Origin of the sequence: Rhodanobacter sp. Root561, assembly GCF_001427365.1 — a bacterium.
Classification (GTDB): Bacteria; Pseudomonadota; Gammaproteobacteria; order Xanthomonadales; family Rhodanobacteraceae; genus Rhodanobacter.
In genome coordinates, this window is the sequence record NZ_LMGH01000013.1 from 18,163 (window position 1) to 37,135 (window position 18,973).

Below are 18,973 nucleotides of genomic sequence, written 5' to 3' on the forward strand. Positions count from 1 at the left end.
GACCGGCCAGTGTTTTGGCGAGGCCAAGTTCCTGATCGTCTGGCGGCAACAGGCCGGGAAATGGGAAGCGACCCGCATCTTCAGTTACGGCCACCGGCCGATCGTGTCTCCATAGAGGCATCACCCTTTCTGCGTTGAGCAAAGAGGACGGAGGTAATTAAGTTCGGCGTGCCGCTTAATTGCCTCCGTCCCGAGTCACTACGTTGCCCTGTTTTTTGCGGAGTTCTAAAGGCGCGTCATCGCACCAGGATAAATTCTGTAGGCTGCCGAAATGGTGTTGAGCAAATCGTTGCTGGTCTGCGCATACAGACTCCATGCCCCCGCCTGTCGCACCCCGACCACGCTGGCACGTCCGACGGGATATTCGTCCCTGCCGAAGGTCGCAAGCGGCACATGTGGTGCGGCAGCAAAGCGGCCGGTGGTGGCGAGGGCGGCTTGCAGCCCGGTGGGTGTGATGCCGCCAACCGGCTGGACATGGATGCACCACAAATTGGCGCCTTGTACCGCCCAGGTGAAGCAGCAATTGGACAGTTCTCCGGTGACCATCAGCCCGTCACCGGTTCCGTCGAGCTCGTAGTAGGGCATGGCAGTGACGTTGCCGAGGAGGTTGAGACAGCCATATTGCACACCAAGATGATTGACCATCGGCACGACATGCGCCTGGTTGATTGTCGTGCCGTTGCCAACTGCTGCTCCGGGTTGCAGTATCCAGCTCGAAATTTCACGCTGGTAGCCAAACAAGCCCGGGCGTGTCGCGCCTCGATGGCCATCAACATTCGCTAAGCCTTGGCGCTTGCTGATGTTGTACAAGCGCAAGTTGACCGCGTTCTGGTTTGGCGCCGCGGCCCCGGCGCACTTGACCGGGTAATGTTTCAAAAACGTTTCTGGGTGAGCAAGCAATTGCGCGCGTGCGGCGGCACTGTCCATGATGAATTTCTCCTGATCGGTCGTGATCGGACTGCCGTCCGATCCTCATCTGTGAAGATTCTGCCGTTTGGTCGGAATTGGCAAGCGGACACACCGAGTGAAACGCGCTGACCGCGGCAATGGAGGGCCGGATAGGTGCGTCAAGCGGGAGGCAAAGAGTGCCGTACTCGTCGCGTTCCGGTCTTCTGTGTAACTTTCCCCGTCCCGGTTCCCGCGATTTCCGGTTTCAGGTGCTGCAGTTCTCCCTTGCGGCGTTTGTCGTTCTGGCAAAGGCTGCGGCGCCAGTGGCAAGGAGTTCACCATGACGAACAACCCCGAACCCAGCGGCAAGCGAGCGGCTACTCAAAAACCGGCGAAAAACCGGGGTCCGAAAAACCGGGGTCAGAGTGCACTTTTGCTGCGAAAACCATCAGGGAAATCGAAGTGAATAGAGTCGCCCCCTTCTTCGGCATCCTGCTTGCAGCCATCGCGGTGAGTGCGGCGGCTGCTTCAGGCGCGGATAGCGCTGCCTCCGAAGAGGTTGCGCTGACCAGGACGGTTACCCGCCTGGATGCCGGCTTGTTCGATGCTTTCAATCATTGCGACACCCCCGGGGAACTGCAAAAGCACGCGGGCTACCTGGCGAAGGATCTTGAGTTCTATCACGACAAGGGTGGCGTGACCTGGACNTTCAATCATTGCGACACCCCCGGGGAACTGCAAAAGCACGCGGGCTACCTGGCGAAGGATCTTGAGTTCTATCACGACAAGGGTGGCGTGACCTGGACGCGTGCCGCCTACCTCGCCAATACGGAAAAGAACGTCTGCGGACATTTCCGGCGCGAGCTGGTCACCGGCAGTCTCGAGGTTTTCCCCATCAAGGATTTTGGTGCGATCGAGCAAGGCTGGCACAAGTTCTGCGACCTGAAGACCGGCCAGTGTTTTGGCGAGGCCAAGTTCCTGATCGTCTGGCGGCANAAGGATTTTGGTGCGATCGAGCAAGGCTGGCACAAGTTCTGCGACCTGAAGACCGGCCAGTGTTTTGGCGAGGCCAAGTTCCTGATCGTCTGGCGGCAGCAGGCCGGGAAATGGGAAGCGACCCGCATCTTCAGTTACGGCCACCGGCCGATCGTGTCTCCATAGAGGCATCACCCTTTCTGCGTTGGGAAGTCGGGCCTTGGAACTCTCGTGTCCGTTGGTCGAGTCGCGGGAAAGTTGCGCAAGAGATCCGGGTTGCCTGCCAGCATGCCGGCACGGCGCCCCGGGGCTCGACACGCTCCCACGGCGTGACTGCGATACCGCCTGGCGAGTAGTGTTCTCTGTCTCTGAAAGCTTTGGTCACGGCAGATGCAATACGCGGCCTGGCGCACCGACCACTACGACATCGTGGAGCTGGGCGCGACGCATTGGCGACACAATGCCGGCGCCTTGCCGTCACACTTGAACCGGCAGCTGACGCCGTCCTGAGTGGACGAGCCCGCGAAACCGGATGGAGGGACGCGTTTGCCCGATGCAGGCGCGTCGCTTCCCGCATGAATCCATGTAAGGTCGCCCGATGCTTCGAAACGCCCATCCTGCCGACTTCCCTGCGATCCTTGCCCTCAACGAGGCCTTCGTCGCCGTGCTCAGTCCGCTGGACGCAGGGCGCCTGGCGCAGTTGCATGAGCAGGCGGCCGTGCATCGAGTGGTCGAGCGGGATGGGCGGATCGAGGCTTTCCTGCTCGCCTTCCGCGAGGGCGCGGATTACGACGGCGCCAACTACCGCTGGTTCGCACAGCGCCATGCGCGCTTTCTGTACGTGGACCGCATCGTGGTCGCCGGTGGCGGGCAGGCCGGGGGCATCGGCAGTCGGCTCTATGCCGACGTCCGTACGCTGGCCTCGGCGGACGCGGTGCCGCTGATCGCCTGCGAATTCGATATCGATCCGCCCAACCCGGCCTCCGCACGTTTTCATGCCAGGCAAGGCTTCCACGAAGTCGGGCAACGGCGGGTCGACGGCGGCAAGGTGGTGTCCATGCAGGTGCTCGACGTAGCTGCCCGCTGATGTCGTGGATGCGGACAACTGCTCCATCCGGAAACTCGTCGAATCATCGAAACCAGGGGTTACGCACATAGCGCGGCAGCAGAGTTTCGATGGCCGGGGCAATCGCGAATAATGTTTCCGCTGGCCTCGCTTTCGGCTGCTTCTTCAGGGACTGAGCATGTTCATCGCCCGTTTCAATCGCCACCGCGCAGATCGTTTGCACAAGCAGGCTCAGGCGTGCTCAAAAGCTGGGGACGAGGATGCCGCGCTCGCGCTTTACGCAAGGTGCCTGTCGTTGGATCCGGATCGTGACACGACGCTTTACAACGTCGGGTTGATCTACAAGTACCGCGGCGACTGGGAGCAGTCTTTCGACTTCAACGCGAGGGCGTACGCGATCTCCCCAAGGGACGAGGCCACTCGCTGGAACCTTGCCATTGCGGCGACTGCGTTGCGTCGCTGGGTGGTGGCGCGCCAGGCATGGACGGACAACGGTCTGCTCATGCCCGACGGCGATGGCCCGATCACGATGGACTTCGGTCTCACGCCTGTTCGCCTCGACCCGGCAGGCCGCGGCGAGGTGGTGTGGGCTCGGCGCATTGATCCGGTGCGTGCGCGGATCACCAGCATTCCCTTTCCGGAATCTGGATTCCGGCTGAATGACGTGGTCTTGCACGACGGCGCTGCCGTCGGCTCCCGGACGGTTGATGGTCGCGAATATTCCGTATTCAACGTGCTGGAACTTTTCGAGCCTTCGGCGCTGAGTACTTACGTCATGGTGGTTCGTGCCCCCACGGCCGATCAACTTGACTCGCTGGAGCGACTGGCCGAAAGCATGGGTGTGGCGGTGGAAGACTGGACGGCAAGCGTTCGCGCATTGTGCAGGCAGTGCAGCGAGGGTGCCCCGCACGAAACCCACGACAACGACCGTGACCCCGATTGGCAGGTGGAACGCCGCATGGGCATGGCCTGCGCAGACCCCGCGCGGATGGAAAGCCTGGTGCAGGCATGCCGCGCACTGGACCAACTGGAAATAGTGGAAGTGGGGGAGCAGGTTGGTTGAGGCGCCAAGCGCAAATGAACCTGATCTTCCTGTCGCGACAAGAAAAATTCGGTCCATGGAACAAGAGGAAGGAGCGGGCTCATGAAAATCTTCTCAAGCTTTCGCTGGATCGTCGGACTATCCGGCGCCTTGTCTTGCCTGACCACCTCAGCCGGGCCACTGCCCGATGCGCCGCGCATTGCGTGTGCCGTGGACGAGGAAACCTTGAACCTGTTGCCTTGCGCGCTCGAAACCCGGCATGGCGCCACCTACGTGGTGGCGCGCTACCTGCCAAAACTGTTCGGGGGCGAGCGCGGTCCGCTGGTGGCGAGGATTCTGCCCGGCAGTGGCTGGTCGTACATAGATAGAAGCGGCAAGGTCGTGGTGCGTCACGTGGCGATCATGGACAACTACGCCAGCGAGTTCCATTACGGACTGGTTCGCGTCAATCAGGATGGCAAGTGGGGGCTGGCGGACCAAGAGGGAAGGCTGGTGGTGCCGCCGAGCTACGACGGCATCCTCGACTACCAGCCAGGCGTGGGGTGGAAGGTGTGTACCGGATGCCGCTCGAAGACGGATGGCGAACACAGCTGGTTCGAAGGAGGCGACTGGATCACGCTGGATCGGCGCGGAAGAAAAATTCGATGAGTCGATGTCCTTGGGAACGGGGAAGCGTATAAAAGGCGGATTGAAATGCATGGCGTCTCGACGTTTTCATCATTTCAATGCCATGGCCTTTGTCAAGTGGATGTCGAAGAGAATCGCGTGAGCCAACAAGGAGATGGAAATGGCAGTGATCTGGGGCGAGAAGATAGGCGGAAAGCACGGTTCGATGACGGCGGAAGACATTGCCGCGTTCATCACTTCCAAGGTCGGGGGCGGATCGCCCGCCTGGAAGGCAAGTCTTCTGACGGCAGCAGGCAACGTGCTCGGCCACGACGGGCGCGGTAATGGCTCGGTCGTTCGGCACAATGGCAAAAGCATTCGGCATATCACCACGGGCAAAGGCGCCGGCCACGTCACCCTGTTCTTCACGCTCGAGCCCGGCGAAGTCGGCAGCGTGATCGGAGTGGGTTCGCACCACGACGAGAAGGGCGCCTCGTACGATATCGACTGGCACACACCCGGATGGGTCGTCGGCAAGCGGGTGAATTTGTAGGCCGCAGGGTCGCTTTTCCAGACAGGGTCAGGTTCATCAAGCCGCGTCCGGAGGTTGAACCTGACCCTTTTGCTTTAAAGGACGACCTGGGAACAGGGACATCATCTTTCGATGAGGAGTTGCGTCGCGTCGTGACCGTCATGGTCAGACCCGGTACCCGTATCGATTGCGAAATGTCCCTGACCATGTTGCGCATCAGGGCAAGGGGAGCTTCTTCATGAAAAAAATGGCGTTGATGTGCGCCTTCTTTATGTCTGTTGTTTCGTGCGGCACCTGCTTTTCAGCAGAATTTTGCGAGGGTGCCAGTTTCGTGCGCCTGGGTGAACTGCTGCACGCCAAGAAGGAATACTTGAACGCAAGAGTGAAAACTCACGCAATCATCAAGTCCGACGGAAAGGAGTACGCCTTGCTGCAGGCCAGGGAAGGTAGTGATGACGCAATCATGATGGAGTCTGACTTGGAGGTCATCGATTACAGAAAAAGAAATTCCCTTCCGAGCAGAGACCCTAACGATTTTATAGGGGATTACCTGAAGAGGGTAGATTCCAAAAAAGCGATCCACGGACTGGATATGACGAAGATATCCAGCTATCGCCAGGAGCGCGTTTTTTGCGGTCGCATAATCGAGAAGGGTGGAAGCTACTACTTTGCTGTCGATGACTCGATTTTCGAGAAGGCATATTTTATTGGTGATTGAAGAAAAGGGGGCATCGTGTGGTCGTTGATGGATGCGCAACGTGGTTCCCGCATCGTCATCGGCATATCCGCGGCAGGGAGGAAGCGGGCCAGGCGATATCGCCGCCCTGAGCGATTTCAACGGCCAAAGGGATCAGCGACATTGCCTGGCCGGTGGCAAGGGCTTCCACCGATGACCGGGTGTGACTCCGGTGGAGAAAATGGATGCTCTCAACGTTTCGGGGTGCTGAACAACAGCTCCGGCCCCTTGTCCCTTCTCTCGCCTGCCTTGCCGGATAGCCCCCATGCTGCGTTTCCTGTGGATCTTCTTCGCGCTGGACGTGCTCGGCTCTGGCGCCGCGATAGGGTTGTTCAAAAGGGGGCGGTTGCCTTCGCGGATCAGCGACTTCCTCTGTACCCACAAGCTCATTACACCCGTCATCGTGGCCTTGGTCGCTCCCTTCATCGCCCTGCCAAGCGCGGCGTTCTGGTTGGCACTCGGGGCGGCGATCGTGCTGAGCTGGCTTTACGTGATCTTTGCGGTGACGACCGTAGGTCCGTTGCTGGTCGAGGGAAACGAAGGCAACATCATGTATATGGCTCCCATCGTGTGGGGCTTTTTCGCCTCCATCGTGGCCGCTGTTTCCGCCGTGATCATTTACCTGTTGATCCTCCTGTTTCACTGAAGCCCGAGTTGATGGGCGTGGACGATAGAACCCGACAGTCGTCTGTTCGAGCCAGCGCATCGCGCCGTCGGGCTCATCGGCGCAGTTCATGTCGGGTTAGTTTCTCGTGGCCTGATGGCGATCGCCCGTGACATCATTCGCCATCCACCACTCCTGTCTTCAAGAGGCTCCCATGAAGGTTCCGTTCTCGGGCGGCTGCGCCTGCGGCAGCATCCGCTACGCGTGTTCCAGCGAGCCGCTGGCCATGCTGAACTGCCATTGCCGCGATTGTCAGCAATCGAGCGGCGCACCGTTTGCCTCGGGCGTGGTGGTGCCGAGAGCTTCCGTCGACATCACGGGCTCACCGCAGGAATATGCGGTGAGCGTATCCAGTGGTCTCCTGGTCACGCGGAGCTTTTGCGCCAACTGCGGCAGCCCCTTGTTCACCACGGGTGAGGCGAGGCCGGATTTCATGTCCATCCGCTTCAGCAGCCTGGACGACACCAGTGGCTTCCAACCGGCACTGGACATCTGGACGTCCAGCGCGCCATCGTGGGTTTGCCTGGATGAAGCCTTGCCGCATTTTGCGCAGTCGCCGTCCACGCAGAAGCAGGCGTAGCAGGACCGCATTCACCGAACCGTTCTTCCGGACACGACCGCGTCGACTCTGCGACGTTTTCGGGGGACGACCCGAGCCGAGGAATTCACCATGACGCATGATCCGCACGGCAGTGACGATATCGATCCCGCGGTGGCGCCTTCGGGCACCGGCTGCGTGGAATGTCTGCAGGCTGGCCAGTGGTGGTTCCATCTTCGCCGATGCGCCACGTGCGGACATGTCGGCTGTTGCGACACGTCACCTAATCAGCATGCGACCGCGCATTTCCGCGAGACGGGCCACCCGGTCATCACCAGCTTCGAGCCCGGCGAGGACTGGTTCTACGACTACCGCAGCGGTGCCACCTTCAACGGCCCGACGTTGCGCGCACCGCACATGCATCCACTCGATCAGCCGGTGCCCGGTCCCGCGGGACAGGTGCCGCAGAACTGGATGGATCTGCTCAACGACTGACGCGGGCCATCGCCGGAGTTCGCCCGGATGGCATGATCCGCCGGACGTGACTTCCCGGAGCCACCCGCGCAGGATGGCCGGCCCGCCCACCGCAAGGACAGAACCATGGAATCGATCGGCGCCAACTTGAGCGAGATGCAGCGCACGCCGCTGGCGCCTGCGCACGTCGCCGCATTGCGCGAGGCGGGCAGGCAGGTGAGCTACACGGCGGGCACGTACCTGGCGCGGCCCGGTCAGCTGGCCGATCGCTTCGTCTATGTCCTCGACGGCGAGATCGAGGTGGTCAACGCCTATACCGATGAGCGCCACCTGCCCTCGACGCTGGGGCCGACCCAATTCATGGGCGAGATATCCTTCCTCAACGGCGGCAACGCCTCGATGGCGATGCGTGCCGTGCGCGACACCTCGGTGATCGAGGTGCCGCGCGCCACGATGCTGACCCTGATGTCGCGGATTCCCGAGATGTCGGACATCATCATCACGGTCTTTGCCGCGCGTCGCCGCCGGCAGATCGAGCAGCGGGACAGCACGCTGGTGCTGATCGGCGAGGAGCGCGACCGCGAGGTCCGCTGCATCGCCGAATTCGCCGATCGCAACCGCATTCCCTACGCCTCGCATGCACTGGGCAGCGCCGAGGCGGATGCGCTGGCTGCCACCTGTTCGCTGGCGCCTGGCCGACCCGCGGTGATCTTCGGCCGCGACACGGTCATCGACGATCCCACGCCGGACAAGATCGCGCGCCTGCTCGGCCTCAACCTCGACCTGGTCGACGACGAGGATTTCGACGTGCTGATCGTGGGCGGCGGGCCGGCGGGCGTGGCCGCCGGTGTCTATGCCGGCGCCGAGGGCCTGTGTGCGCTGGTGACCGAGGACGTCGCCATCGGCGGTCAGGCCGGCACGTCCAGCCGGATCGAGAACTACATGGGTTTTCCCACCGGGATCTCCGGTGCCGACCTGGTGTGGCGCGGCCAGATCCAGGCGATGAAGTTCGGCACGCGTTTCGCCATGCCCCGCCGCGTGGCCCGGCTCGAAGCGCTGCCCGAGGGCGGCTTCTGCGCCACCTTCGACAACGGCAAGCGGGTCCGGGGCAAGGCGGTCGTGGTGGCGACCGGCGTGCAGTATCGCCGCCTGCCGATTCCGCGGCTGACCGAATTCGAAGGCGCCGGCGTGTATTACGCCGCGACCGATATCGAGGCCCGCTACAGCAAGGGCACCGAGGCGATCATCATCGGCGGTGGCAATTCGGCCGGCCAGGCCGCGATGTTCCTCAGCCGCACGGCGAGCCGGGTGCGCCTGCTGGTGCGCGGCCAGTCACTGGCCGCGTCGATGTCGAGCTACCTGTCGAGCCGGCTCGAGGCCGAGCCCACGATCACCATCGAGTACGGCGCCGAAGTCGGCGCGCTGCACGGCGACGACCAGCTCGAGGCAGTGACGATCCGCCATGCCGCCAGCGGCGCCGAAGAGACGGTGCCGAGCCGGGCGCTGTTCGTGATGGTCGGCGCCGCTCCCAATACCGGTTGGCTGGCGGACCTGGTCAGGCTCGACCAGCACGGCTTCGTGCTCACCGGCGCAGCGGTCGGCGCCAGCTCGCTGTTCGAGACTTCGCGGCCCGGCATCTTTGCCGTGGGCGACGTGCGCAGCGGATCGGTGAAGCGCGTGGCCTCGGCCGTCGGCGAGGGCTCGGTGGTGATTTCCCGGGTCTGGGCCTTCGTCGACGCTGGCGGCTGAACCGACCAGTCGAAGCAGGTCACCTGACCGAATCGCTCAGTCCCGGATCCCTGTCCGGGGCGAGAGTGCGCACAATCAGGACGGCCAGGAGCGGGATGGCGATCGCGTAGACGTATTGCGTGCGTGACACGCCGATGCCGAACGGAAACCAGATGCCCGGCACGCCGATCGGATCGAGCAACTCGCCCCCGAACAGCCCAGCCATGATCGAGGCCAGCGTGACCAGCGACAAGATTCGCATCGGGCCGTGGCGCACCATGCGCGCCGCGATGACGACGAACAGCGCGATCGCCCCGAGCCGAGTGCCGCTGGTCCAGCTCGCCGATTGCGTCATGGCGCCGACCGTCCCGGCAATCGCCAGCACGATGGCCAGCATATCGATGCTTCGCCACGGGCGCAGGCACCAGCGGTTCCAGGCCAGCAACCAGGCGGCGATCGTCGGCACCCACATCACCGACGCCAGCCACGCATAGGTGGTCAGGTCCTGCAGGTCGGTCCATGAAACGATTGCATTGTTGAGGCGCCTGGCTGCGGCAAGCGCCAGCGCAATGCTGGCGAAGATCAGGAAGCCCCTGCGCCGGCTGCGTGACCCGCAGGCCAGCGCCAGGCCGATGAGCGCCAGCATGGCGATCGGTTCGATCACGTCGACGATATAGCCGGCAATGGTTCGCTGCCATTGCACGCGGTGGAGTGCGGCGGCGATCGGCCGCGGTGCAAGGATGGGCGCGCTGTGCATGCCGCCGCCGGTGGCGCTGATCGCGGAAGCGGGAAGCATGTAGGTGCGGACCGCGAGCACGCCGCGAGTGCCCGCCGCATCGGCGGGAAGGGCAAACCGCAGCGGCCGCGTGCCGACGACGCGCGGGTCGGCGCCAAGCCTTCCCGAGCCGCCCAGCCGCTGGCCGTTCCAATACAGTTCGTAGCCGTCCTCGACGAGGGTGGGACCGAGGATGTCCCACGCCGCGCTGCCTGCCGGCACCGTCACCGCGCGTCGATACCAGGCGTAGCCGCGATAGCCGGGATGGCCGTGCGCCATCCAGCCATCGACGTAATCGGGCAGGCCCACGTCGCCGTCGTGGCTGCCGGGCGGGGCGGTCATGTCGATGACTTCCCACGCCGCATCGTCCGCATCGGGGTCGGCCCAGCGCGGATCGTCGCCGGTATGGAATCGCCAGCCGCCATCGAGCAGGGTCGCCGCTGCGCGCAGCGCCGGCGGATCAGGACGGCCACCGCTGGCCAGGTCGGCGATCACCACGATGAGTGCCATCAGCGTCGTCACGATGATGGCGACGATCGGTCTGCGTTGGGTCGCGTCCAACCATGGCGCCATGGAGCGGGACTCAGCCCTGTTCGGCAGCACGCATTGCCGCCGGGTCCATCCACAGCGCCGCCCACATGTGGCCGTCGGGATCAGCGAGATCGCGCGTGTACATGAAGCCCATGTCCTCGGCCGGGTTCACGTCGGCCTTGCCGCCGTGGGCTGCTGCAGCTTCGTTCATCGCGTCCACCGCCTCGCGGCTGTCCAGCGCCAGCGAGAGCATCGAGTTGCAGCTTCCCGCCGGCGGGAACGGCCGATCGGTGAACGTGCGCCACTTGGCGTGGGTGATCACCATCACCTGGATCGCCTCGCTCCACACCATGCAGGCGCCGCTGTCGTCGCTGAACTGCAGGTTCTGTTCGAACCCCAGCGCGCGGTAGAAGTCGACCGAGGCCTTGAGGTCGGCGATCGGCAGGCTGATGAAGAGCTTCTTTGTCATGGCGGCATTCCCCCGGGTGGCACGAAGTGTGGAGACTCTACGCTCGTGGAGCGTCGACTGTACGACGAACGACCCGCGGCCGAATCGACAAGCTCCGCGATGCGGCCAGGCAGGCCCTGTGGCTCAGGACTTCTTGCCGCCGCCGTCCTGCTTGTTGACCGTGGCCCAGGCGATGCGCTCGGCGGTCTTTTCCGACTTGCCCTCCTTCTTCTCGCTCTGCTTGATGTGCGCGGCTTCGCGTTTCTGCTTGTCGGTGTACGACGACTTGTCGCCCTTGGACATGACGCTGCTCCTTCACGGGATGGAGCGAAGCACGCTAGGCGGCGCCGGGTTAACGCGAGGTGGTCGATCGACGACGATGGCGTCAAGGCGTCGACGGAGGGTTTAGTGCGCGAGCGCCTCCTCCACCGCGCTGAACGCCGACTTCCCGCCGGTGCGCTCGTCCGGCATGCCGGTGGCGAACCACACCACGCCGGTGCCGCCCTTGCGATCGACCCACAGCCCGGCCTGCAGTCCGTAGGCGGAACCGGAGTGGCCGATGCGCGCCACGCCGTCGCCGAACGGGTCGTCACGGCAGCCCTGCACGGGCGTGGCCAGGGTCTGCACGGCCAGGCCGTAGCGACAGAAGAAGCCGGCATCGGCATCGCCGGTATCTTCTTCGTAGGTCAGGCCGTTGCCGGCACGGTAGCGCCATTGCGGGGTGATCATCGCCTGCACGGAGGCGGGCTTGAGCAGGCGCCGGCCGTCGATGCTGCCGTTGCCCAGCAGCAGGCGGCCGATGCGGGCCAGGCCGTTGGCGGAAATGCGCAGGCCGCCCTGCGGCGAGAACAGCGCGCCGTTGTCGCCGGCCCGCCATTGCGACAGGTCGCAGCTGCCGTCGGCGGCCGGTGTCACCGGGCAATCGGGTTTGCGGCCGTGGTTGTCGTCCTTCACCGGCTTGCCGTCCGCGTCGTACAGCACCACGGCGCGTGCCGCGGTCGCTGCGTCACAGCGGTCCCAGTTGAAACAGCCGTGGATGCCCAGCGGCTGCAGCACCAGGCGCTCCATCAGCTGGTCGAAGCGCTCGCCGGTGGCGCGCTCCATGATCTGCGCCACCAGCGGAAAGTTGAGGTTGGTGTAGCGGAAGTAGGTGCCCGGCGCATGGCGGGTGTCCCACGCGCGCGGATCCTCGACGATGGCGCGCAGCTTTCCACCCAGCGGCGTCTGCCAGTAGCCGGCCGCGTCGGTGAGGCTGGAGCGGTGCGACAGCAGCAGGCGCAGGGTGATCGGCGCCTCCGGAAAAGCCGGATTGCGCAGGCGCCAGCCCAGCAGGTCGGAGGCGTCCGCATCCAGGTCGAGCTTGCCGGCCTCCACCAGTCGCATCACGCCCAGCGTGGTGACCAGCTTGGAGATCGAGGCGATGCGCACGGGATCGTCCGCGCTGAGCTTGCGGCCGGTGGACTTGTCGGCCAGTCCATGCACCCGCGTGGCGGTGATGCCGTCGCGATCGAAGGCCACGCGCACGCTGGCCACCGGTTCGCTGGTCGCGGGCTCGCCGGTCGCGGGCCTGCCCGCGCGGGCATCGGCGCAGAGAAGAAACAGCAGGCAGACGATCCAGCGCATGGCCATGATTCACTCCAGTCGGGGAAGCTGGCGAAAGATACTGCGCTTTTCATGATGCGGGCGGGTGGGGCTATGCTGGATCGATCACTGCCGAGGATGAACCCATGCCCGATACGAACACGCCGCGCATCGATTGCAGCCCAGCCACCGCCGCCGGGGCGTTCCACCTCCGCCGCTGGCCACGTCGCGCCCTGCTGGTGGCGATGCTGACGGCGTTCATCGCCCCGGCGCTGGCCCAGCAGGTCAATCCCGACGAAACCGGGCATGAGCCGGACAACACGCGCGAGGCCTTGCAGCACGCGAAGCCGGTGACCGCGAAGCATGCGATGGTGGTCAGCGCCCAGCACCTGGCCACGATGGTGGGCGTGGACATCCTCAAGCGCGGCGGCAATGCGGTGGACGCCGCGGTGGCGGTGGGTTTTGCCGAGGCCGTGGTGCATCCGTGCTGCGGCAACATCGGCGGCGGCGGCTTCATGACCATCCACCTGAAGGATGGTCGCAACCTGTTCCTCAACTTCCGCGAGAAGGCGCCGGCGAAGGCCACGCCCACGATGTTCCAGGATGCCGCAGGCAACGTGGTCGAAGGCCGCAGCACCGACACCTATCTCGGCGTGGGCGTGCCCGGCACGGTGATGGGTTTCGACACCGCGTTGAAGGCCTACGGCACGATGTCGCTGAAGCAGGTCATCGCGCCGGCCATCAAGCTGGCCCGCGAGGGCTACATCCTCCAGCAGGGCGACGTCGACAGCCTGCGTTCCGGCAACGACGGCTTCGCGAAGCATGCCAACGTGGCCGCGATCTTCCACAACCACGGCAAGCCGTTCAAGGTCGGCGAGCGGCTGGTGCAGAAGGACCTGGCGCATACGCTGGAGCTGATCGCGAACGGCGGCACCAAGGCATTCTACGAAGGGCCGATCGCCCGCGCCGTGGTCAAGGGCAGTGACGCCAACGGCGGCATCCTGTCGTTGCGCGACTTCGCCGATTACACCGCGCAGTGGGAAAAGCCGATCCAGTGCGAATACCACGGCTATACCGTGGTGTCGGCGCCACCGCCCAGCTCGGGCGGCACCACGCTGTGCCTGATCCTGCAGATCGTCAAGCCGTACCCGCTGGCCAAGTGGGGCTACGGTTCGGTGAACAGCGTGCACTACCTGGTCGAAGCCGAGCGTCGCGCGTTCGCCGATCGCAACACCTACCTCGGTGATCCGGCCTTCGTGCAGAACCCGATCGACACGCTGCTCTCGGACGCACACGCGGCGAAGCTTCGCGCGACCATCAAGCCGGACAAGGCCACGCCATCGTCCGAGATCACGGGCAGCCTCGGCGCACCCGAAGGCAACCACACCACGCACTATTCGGTGGTCGACAAGGACGGCAACGCCGTCTCCACCACGTACACCGTCAACTTCCTGTTCGGCAACAAGCAGATCGCCGGCGACACCGGTTTCTTCCTCAACGACGAGATGGACGACTTCACCGGCAAGCCGGGCGTGGCCAATGGCGCCGGCCTGGTGCAGGGCGTGATCAACCAGGTGGAACCGGGCAAGCGGCCGTTGAGCTCGATGACGCCGACCATCGTGCTGCGCGACGGCAAGCCGTTCATGCTTACCGGCAGCCCCGGCAGCGCCACGATCATCTCCTCGGTGCTGGGCAGCTTCCTCAACGTGGTCGACTTCGGCATGAACATGCAGCAGGCCGTCAACGCGCCGCGCCTGCACCAGCAGTGGTATCCCGACGTGGTCTACGCGGGACAGGGCCTGCTCACGCCCGAATCGCAGCAGACGCTGGAATCGATGGGCTATACGTTCAAGCAGTTCAGCGGCGGTGCCGTCGAGGCGATCCTGCTCAATCCGAAGACCGGCCTGCTGGAGGGCGCCAACGATCCGCGTCGGCCGGCGGGGCTGGCGGCGGGTTACTAGTGATTCGGCGATGCCTGAAACGGTGACCCGGCCCCGCTCGCGCTGAGCGTGCTCCACGCGCCTGCATCACGCTCCCGTTGCATCCTCGAAGGCAGGCTGGTGCCACTGCCGGATGAGGAATCACGATGGTTTCAGTGGTGCGATGGCGGCGGCGTCTGCTGTGGCTGGGTCTGGGCGTGCTTGCCGCGTGTCTGGTGGGCATCGTGCTGCTCAACCTGTGGCCGCACACGCGCGGCCTGCAGCAGCGCACAGGCCATGTCAGTGCGGTGGAGAGCGCGCAGTTCCGGCGCGAGCTGGGTGCGCTGCTGGGCACCGGCGTCAGCGCGGGCAATGCGGTGCAGGACTTCCAGAATGGCGCGGAGATCTTCCCCGCGATGCTGGCCTCGATCCACGCGGCCCGGCACAGCATCAATCTGGAAACCTACATCTACTGGTCCGGCAACGTCTCGAAGGAGTTCGTTGCCGCGCTGACGGAACGGGCGCGGGCGGGCGTGAAGGTGCGCGTGCTGGCCGACTGGGTCGGCTCCACCCGCATGAAGCAGGAGGTGATCGACGCGCTGCGCGCCGGCGGGGTGCGCTTCGAATACTTCCATCCATTGAGCTGGTACGCGATCGACCGCGTCAACAACCGCACCCACCGCAAGCTGATGGTGGTCGACGGAAAGGTGGCGTTCAACGGCGGCGTCGGCATCGCCGACGCCTGGGACGGCGACGGCACCCAGCCCGATCACTGGCGCGACATGCAGTTCCGCGTGGAGGGCCCGGCGGCGGCGCAGATGCAGGCGATCTTCGGCAGCAACTGGCTCGCCACCACCGGCGAGGTTCTGCTTGGTCCGGACTACTACCCCGACATTTCCGCTGGCGGCGACCTCGACGTGCAGGCTTACGCCAGCTCGCCCCAGGGTGGCAGCCAGAACATGCAGCTGATGTACCTGATGGCGATCAACGGCGCGCGGCGCAGCATCGACCTGGAATGCGCCTACTTCGTGCCCGACGAGCTCACCCTGACCGCGCTGCGCGATGCGCTGGCCAGGGGCGTGCGCGTGCGCCTGGTGGTGCCCGGACCCCACGTGGACAGCACGGTGGTGCGCGACGCCTCGCAGGCAAAGTGGGGCAGCATGCTGCAGGCCGGCGCGCGGATGTACCGCTACCAGCCGTCGCTGTTCCACAACAAGCTGATGGTGGTGGACGGCTATCTGACCATCGCCGGATCGGCCAACTTCGACAACCGTTCGTTCCAGCTCAACGACGAATCCAACATCGCCATCTACGACCATGCGTTTGCCGCGCACATGATCGACGTGATCGAGCAGGACCTGACCCGCTCGCACGAACTGACCCTGCCGCAGTGGCGCGCACGGCCGTGGCGCCAGCGCGCCACGGACTGGCTGTCCTCGACCATGTCCGCGCAGCTGTAGCATCGATTGCCAGGGCGAGATCGAAACCGCGACCCGGAGAACCCGCATGCCCATACCAACGCAACCTGGTCCACGCGATTACGAGAACCTGGCCCGGGTGGCGCAGGGGCAGGCTGCCACCGTGGACAAGGCCGCCGCGGAACGGTTGATCGCGGCGGGTCTGGTCCTGCAGATGGAAGCGAGCGAAGTCGCCCCGGCCTCCTTGCAGCTGACCCCCGCGGGCCTGGCGCTGATCCGTTCCAGCGATCAATGAGCCGGCAGCACCCGCCGCGGAAGAGTCGGTGGATCGGGCGCGGCCAGGCGGATGAGACAGGACGCGACAACGAATGCATCGCGGTCGGTCCGCAACTTTTCGCAGCGCCCGCATGCGCCGCCGCCGCCTCGCGCTGGCTAGATGCCGGCCTCGTAGGGCTTTCCGGCCCGGCAATTCTCGACCGCGCGTGCATCGATCTTCGCGTAGGGCCGCAGCGTCACCACCGACTGCACCATGCGGTCCTGGTTCTGCTGCACCTTGTCCAGCAGCTGGCAGAACTGCGGCGAGTGGACCATGGCTTCGGCCTGCCTGCCGACCTTTTCCCCCGCCTCGTCGCCCCGGCCGATCAGCGATGCAAGGAGCACCCGGCTCATGGCGTGATCGGTGATCCGCGCAGTGCCGGACAGGGTCAGGTCAACCAGTTCGATCACGGCGGCGCGGTAGTCGCGGGTCAGCGCGCGTTGCCCGTCGGTCAGCGGCAGCTGATCCGTGCCGACCTTCACCGCGCCGGAAGCGTCGATGTGCGCTTCCGGCAGATTCTTCGCGTTCATGCTGACCGGGTCGCGCTGCAGCGCAGCGCGCTCGGCTTCGATATCCCGGGTGGCCACGCCGGAGCAGCCCGCGACGAGCAGGGCAAGCGCGGCCAGGGCAACGCCCGACGGGTGGAATCTTTTCGGTCGGTTCATCGGTGCATTCCTTCGACTGTCGGCCAGGCGGCTGTCCGCCGTTGATGAGGGAGTGACGCGGTACCAGAAGCGCGTGTCGAAGCATTTACTCTAATCACGGCGTTCAATCGTGCACACCCGACTCTTGGCACACGGGCGGCGCGTCGTGCCTGGTGGCCGTGACGGCACGCTTTTTGGTGGCTTCCCCCGAACGCTTCGGAAGCTTCTGCGATACTGCGCTTCGCATGTGCGTTCGACGACCCTGCAAGCGTCGCCGGGCCGCCTGCTTTCGACATCGTCGCAGGTCATCGGCCTGGTGGAAGAAGATGTGGAAGGCTCAGCTCCTCTGCTCGGGAAACATCGCCATGAAAATCGCGTTCATCGTCTGGCTTGGCGCCTTCGTCTGCTGCGGCTTCCCTGCCGACGCCAGCGCGACGCCTGCCGGCTCGGCCGCGCCTGCGCGACAGACGGTCCGGATCGCGATGTACGGCGACAGCACGATGCTGGGCACGACCCGGAAGAACGGCACGTACACGGTCACGCCGCGCAATGCGGTCAGCCAGCTCGATGCGATGCTGACGGCGGCCGGTTACAAGGTGGAGCTTTCCAATCACGGGGTGAACATGATCATCACCGACGACCTGCTCGATGGCACCCATGGCGTGCCGCGTTCGTGGGTCGCCGAGATGAAGTCGAGCAAGGCCGACATCGTGGTGATCAACACCGGGTTGAACGACGCCGCGCTTGCCCGCACCGGATGGGACGACATGGCCCATGTGAAAACACGCTGGACGCAACTGGTGAAGATTGCCATCGCGCACGGAAAGACGGTCTTCGTCGAGACTCCCAACCCCTGCGCCGACGGCACCACCGACGCCATCGTCGCCCGGATCGCGGATGCGCAGGCGGCGCTCGTGAGAGAGAATCCGAGTACCCACCTGATCGATCAGTACCACGAAATCCGGCGCGGCATGCCAACCTGGGCAGCCCACCTGCCGGACGGAATACACCCGGACGACACGCTTTACACGTTCAAGGCCGCGGTCGAGGCCCGGGCGCTGATTCCCGTGCTGCCTCCGCTTTAGCCACGCGGTGAATCAACGGATCCGCCCGAACAGCTACCCTCGTCTCCCCGTCCGCTTGTCACGAAGAAAACGATGTCCCTGAAATCCGATTTCGAACTGATGGCCCACTACAACCAGTGGATGAATGCGCGCCTGTATGCGGCGGCCGCGAACCTGGACGAGGCGGAACTGCGGGCGGATCGGGGCGCCTTCTTCGGCTCGATCCTGGCCACGCTGGCACACATCCTGGCGGCCGACATGCACTGGTTGAAACGCTTCGCCGGGGCGATGCCCGGACTCGCCTCGCTGGACCCGGTGCGCGCCGCGCCGCTGCCGCCGCTGGTCCGTGGCATCACGTTTCCCGACTTCGCCGCGCTGCGCGCCGATCGCGAGGCACTGGATGAGACCATCATCGCGTTCACCGCCGAAGCCACCGACGAGCTCTACGCGCAGCCGCTGAGCTATGCCAACAACGCCGGCGAAAGGCACGTCAAGACCGGCGCCCTGGTGCTGCGCCACGTGTTCAACCACCAGACCCATCATCGGGGCCAGGTCACCACCTTGTTCAGCCAGCTCGGCATCGACGTCGGCGTGACCGACCTCTCCGCGCTGATTCCGGAGTGCGCGGCCTGAGCCGGACAGCGTCACGGAACGCGAACAGCCCGCGTGACGTCAGGCCTCGCCCGCCGGCAGCGGATCGTCGTTGTCGGCATAGGCTGCGGGCGAATAGAAATTGACGGTGGACAGCGGCTGGTCTCCGGTAGCGCGGATCTCGTGGGCCTCGCCACGCTCGATCACCAGCAACGTGCCGGCTCGCAGCGAATGCTGCTCGCCCTCTACGATGGCCGCGCCGCTCCCGGAAACCACGTAGAGCCACTGGTCAGCCCCGGCATGGCGGTTGCCGGGGCCGCCGGTGCTGCTTCCCGGTGCCAGCACCATCTGTGCGCCCTGCACCTCACGTACGGTGCCCGCCACCTCGAACCCGTCCTGCAGGGTCAGTCTCTTCAACTGCATAACGCACCTCTTCG

20 protein-coding genes and 1 pseudogene are annotated in these 18,973 nt (G+C 64.8%); 14 read left to right on the forward strand and 7 right to left on the reverse strand.

The genetic code is table 11. The features are described 5' to 3' along the window. Positions 1-225: 225 nt before the first annotated feature. Complete coding sequence (locus ASD55_RS12325; RefSeq protein WP_056766517.1) at positions 226-927, reverse strand: hypothetical protein; 702 nt, start codon at positions 925-927, stop codon at positions 226-228. 1,534 nt (positions 928-2,461) lie between these two features. Between ASD55_RS12325 and ASD55_RS12335 the strand changes: the two genes are divergently transcribed. From ASD55_RS12335 to ASD55_RS12375, 9 genes are all read left to right on the forward strand, one after another. Continuing rightward, positions 2,462-2,950, forward strand: a complete 489-nt coding sequence (locus ASD55_RS12335) for a GNAT family N-acetyltransferase (protein ID WP_056766521.1) — start codon at positions 2,462-2,464, stop codon at positions 2,948-2,950. A gap of 157 nt (positions 2,951-3,107) precedes the next feature. Continuing rightward, on the forward strand, positions 3,108-3,992 hold the full coding sequence (locus ASD55_RS12340; protein WP_157598980.1) for a tetratricopeptide repeat protein: 885 nt from the start codon (positions 3,108-3,110) through the stop codon (positions 3,990-3,992). Between the two features lie 81 nt (positions 3,993-4,073). Further along, complete coding sequence (locus ASD55_RS12345) at positions 4,074-4,619, forward strand: WG repeat-containing protein (RefSeq protein WP_082542770.1); 546 nt, start codon at positions 4,074-4,076, stop codon at positions 4,617-4,619. A 139-nt stretch (positions 4,620-4,758) separates the two neighbouring features. Then, the gene (locus ASD55_RS12350; protein WP_157598982.1) at positions 4,759-5,130 is read left to right on the forward strand and encodes a hypothetical protein; all 372 of its coding nucleotides are present in this window, start codon (positions 4,759-4,761) and stop codon (positions 5,128-5,130) included. A 217-nt stretch (positions 5,131-5,347) separates the two neighbouring features. Next, positions 5,348-5,827 carry a hypothetical protein gene (locus tag ASD55_RS12355; RefSeq protein WP_157598984.1) on the forward strand — a complete coding sequence of 160 codons (480 nt, stop codon included), beginning with the start codon at positions 5,348-5,350 and terminating at the stop codon, positions 5,825-5,827. 283 nt (positions 5,828-6,110) lie between these two features. Beyond that, positions 6,111-6,491 (forward strand): hypothetical protein, encoded by a 381-nt coding sequence (locus ASD55_RS12360; RefSeq protein WP_056766531.1) that lies wholly within the window; start codon positions 6,111-6,113, stop codon positions 6,489-6,491. 172 nt (positions 6,492-6,663) lie between these two features. Beyond that, entirely contained in the window at positions 6,664-7,089 is a 426-nt protein-coding gene (locus ASD55_RS12365; RefSeq protein WP_056766533.1) for a GFA family protein, read from the forward strand. Positions 7,090-7,179: 90 nt separating this feature from the next. Then, entirely contained in the window at positions 7,180-7,542 is a 363-nt protein-coding gene (locus ASD55_RS12370; RefSeq protein WP_056766535.1) for a UBP-type zinc finger domain-containing protein, read from the forward strand. A gap of 105 nt (positions 7,543-7,647) precedes the next feature. Continuing rightward, positions 7,648-9,270 (forward strand): cyclic nucleotide-binding domain-containing thioredoxin-disulfide reductase, encoded by a 1,623-nt coding sequence (locus tag ASD55_RS12375; protein ID WP_056766537.1) that lies wholly within the window; start codon positions 7,648-7,650, stop codon positions 9,268-9,270. Positions 9,271-9,289: 19 nt separating this feature from the next. On the opposite strand, the gene ASD55_RS12380 is transcribed toward ASD55_RS12375, so the two are convergent. The 4 genes and pseudogenes from ASD55_RS12380 to ASD55_RS12395 all read right to left on the reverse strand — a co-directional run bounded on the left by ASD55_RS12380 (position 9,290) and on the right by ASD55_RS12395 (position 12,632). Continuing rightward, the gene (locus ASD55_RS12380) at positions 9,290-10,597 is read right to left on the reverse strand and encodes a hypothetical protein (RefSeq protein WP_056766539.1); all 1,308 of its coding nucleotides are present in this window, start codon (positions 10,595-10,597) and stop codon (positions 9,290-9,292) included. Positions 10,598-10,607: 10 nt separating this feature from the next. Beyond that, complete coding sequence (locus ASD55_RS12385; RefSeq protein ID WP_056766541.1) at positions 10,608-11,024, reverse strand: VOC family protein; 417 nt, start codon at positions 11,022-11,024, stop codon at positions 10,608-10,610. A gap of 126 nt (positions 11,025-11,150) precedes the next feature. Next, positions 11,151-11,306: pseudogene (locus ASD55_RS18725) on the reverse strand (HupB); the annotation flags it as partial. 102 nt (positions 11,307-11,408) lie between these two features. Then, positions 11,409-12,632, reverse strand: coding sequence for a serine hydrolase domain-containing protein (locus ASD55_RS12395; protein WP_200946187.1), 1,224 nt, complete (start codon positions 12,630-12,632; stop codon positions 11,409-11,411). Positions 12,633-12,730: 98 nt separating this feature from the next. Here ASD55_RS12395 and ggt point away from each other — a divergent pair, with 98 nt between their 5' ends. The 3 genes from ggt to ASD55_RS18470 all read left to right on the forward strand — a co-directional run bounded on the left by ggt (position 12,731) and on the right by ASD55_RS18470 (position 16,216). Beyond that, a complete protein-coding gene (ggt, locus tag ASD55_RS12400) occupies positions 12,731-14,545 on the forward strand; it encodes a gamma-glutamyltransferase (RefSeq protein WP_056766544.1) in 1,815 nt (604 codons plus the stop codon). A gap of 125 nt (positions 14,546-14,670) precedes the next feature. Further along, positions 14,671-15,963: a phospholipase D-like domain-containing protein gene (locus ASD55_RS12405; protein WP_082542771.1), complete on the forward strand. Its 1,293-nt coding sequence runs from the start codon at positions 14,671-14,673 to the stop codon at positions 15,961-15,963. A 46-nt stretch (positions 15,964-16,009) separates the two neighbouring features. Next, complete coding sequence (locus ASD55_RS18470) at positions 16,010-16,216, forward strand: hypothetical protein (RefSeq protein ID WP_157598986.1); 207 nt, start codon at positions 16,010-16,012, stop codon at positions 16,214-16,216. A gap of 137 nt (positions 16,217-16,353) precedes the next feature. Here the strand turns inward: ASD55_RS18470 and ASD55_RS12410 are convergent, their stop codons facing one another. Continuing rightward, positions 16,354-16,902 carry a hypothetical protein gene (locus ASD55_RS12410; protein ID WP_056766546.1) on the reverse strand — a complete coding sequence of 183 codons (549 nt, stop codon included), beginning with the start codon at positions 16,900-16,902 and terminating at the stop codon, positions 16,354-16,356. Between the two features lie 344 nt (positions 16,903-17,246). Here ASD55_RS12410 and ASD55_RS12415 point away from each other — a divergent pair, with 344 nt between their 5' ends. Both ASD55_RS12415 and ASD55_RS12420 read left to right on the forward strand, forming a co-directional pair. After that, positions 17,247-17,966 (forward strand): SGNH/GDSL hydrolase family protein, encoded by a 720-nt coding sequence (locus tag ASD55_RS12415; protein WP_056766548.1) that lies wholly within the window; start codon positions 17,247-17,249, stop codon positions 17,964-17,966. Positions 17,967-18,038: 72 nt separating this feature from the next. Next, positions 18,039-18,578, forward strand: a complete 540-nt coding sequence (locus ASD55_RS12420; protein WP_056766549.1) for a DinB family protein — start codon at positions 18,039-18,041, stop codon at positions 18,576-18,578. A 39-nt stretch (positions 18,579-18,617) separates the two neighbouring features. Here the strand turns inward: ASD55_RS12420 and ASD55_RS12425 are convergent, their stop codons facing one another. Next, on the reverse strand, positions 18,618-18,959 hold the full coding sequence (locus ASD55_RS12425) for a cupin domain-containing protein (protein ID WP_056766551.1): 342 nt from the start codon (positions 18,957-18,959) through the stop codon (positions 18,618-18,620). Between the last annotated feature and the right edge of the window lie 14 nt (positions 18,960-18,973).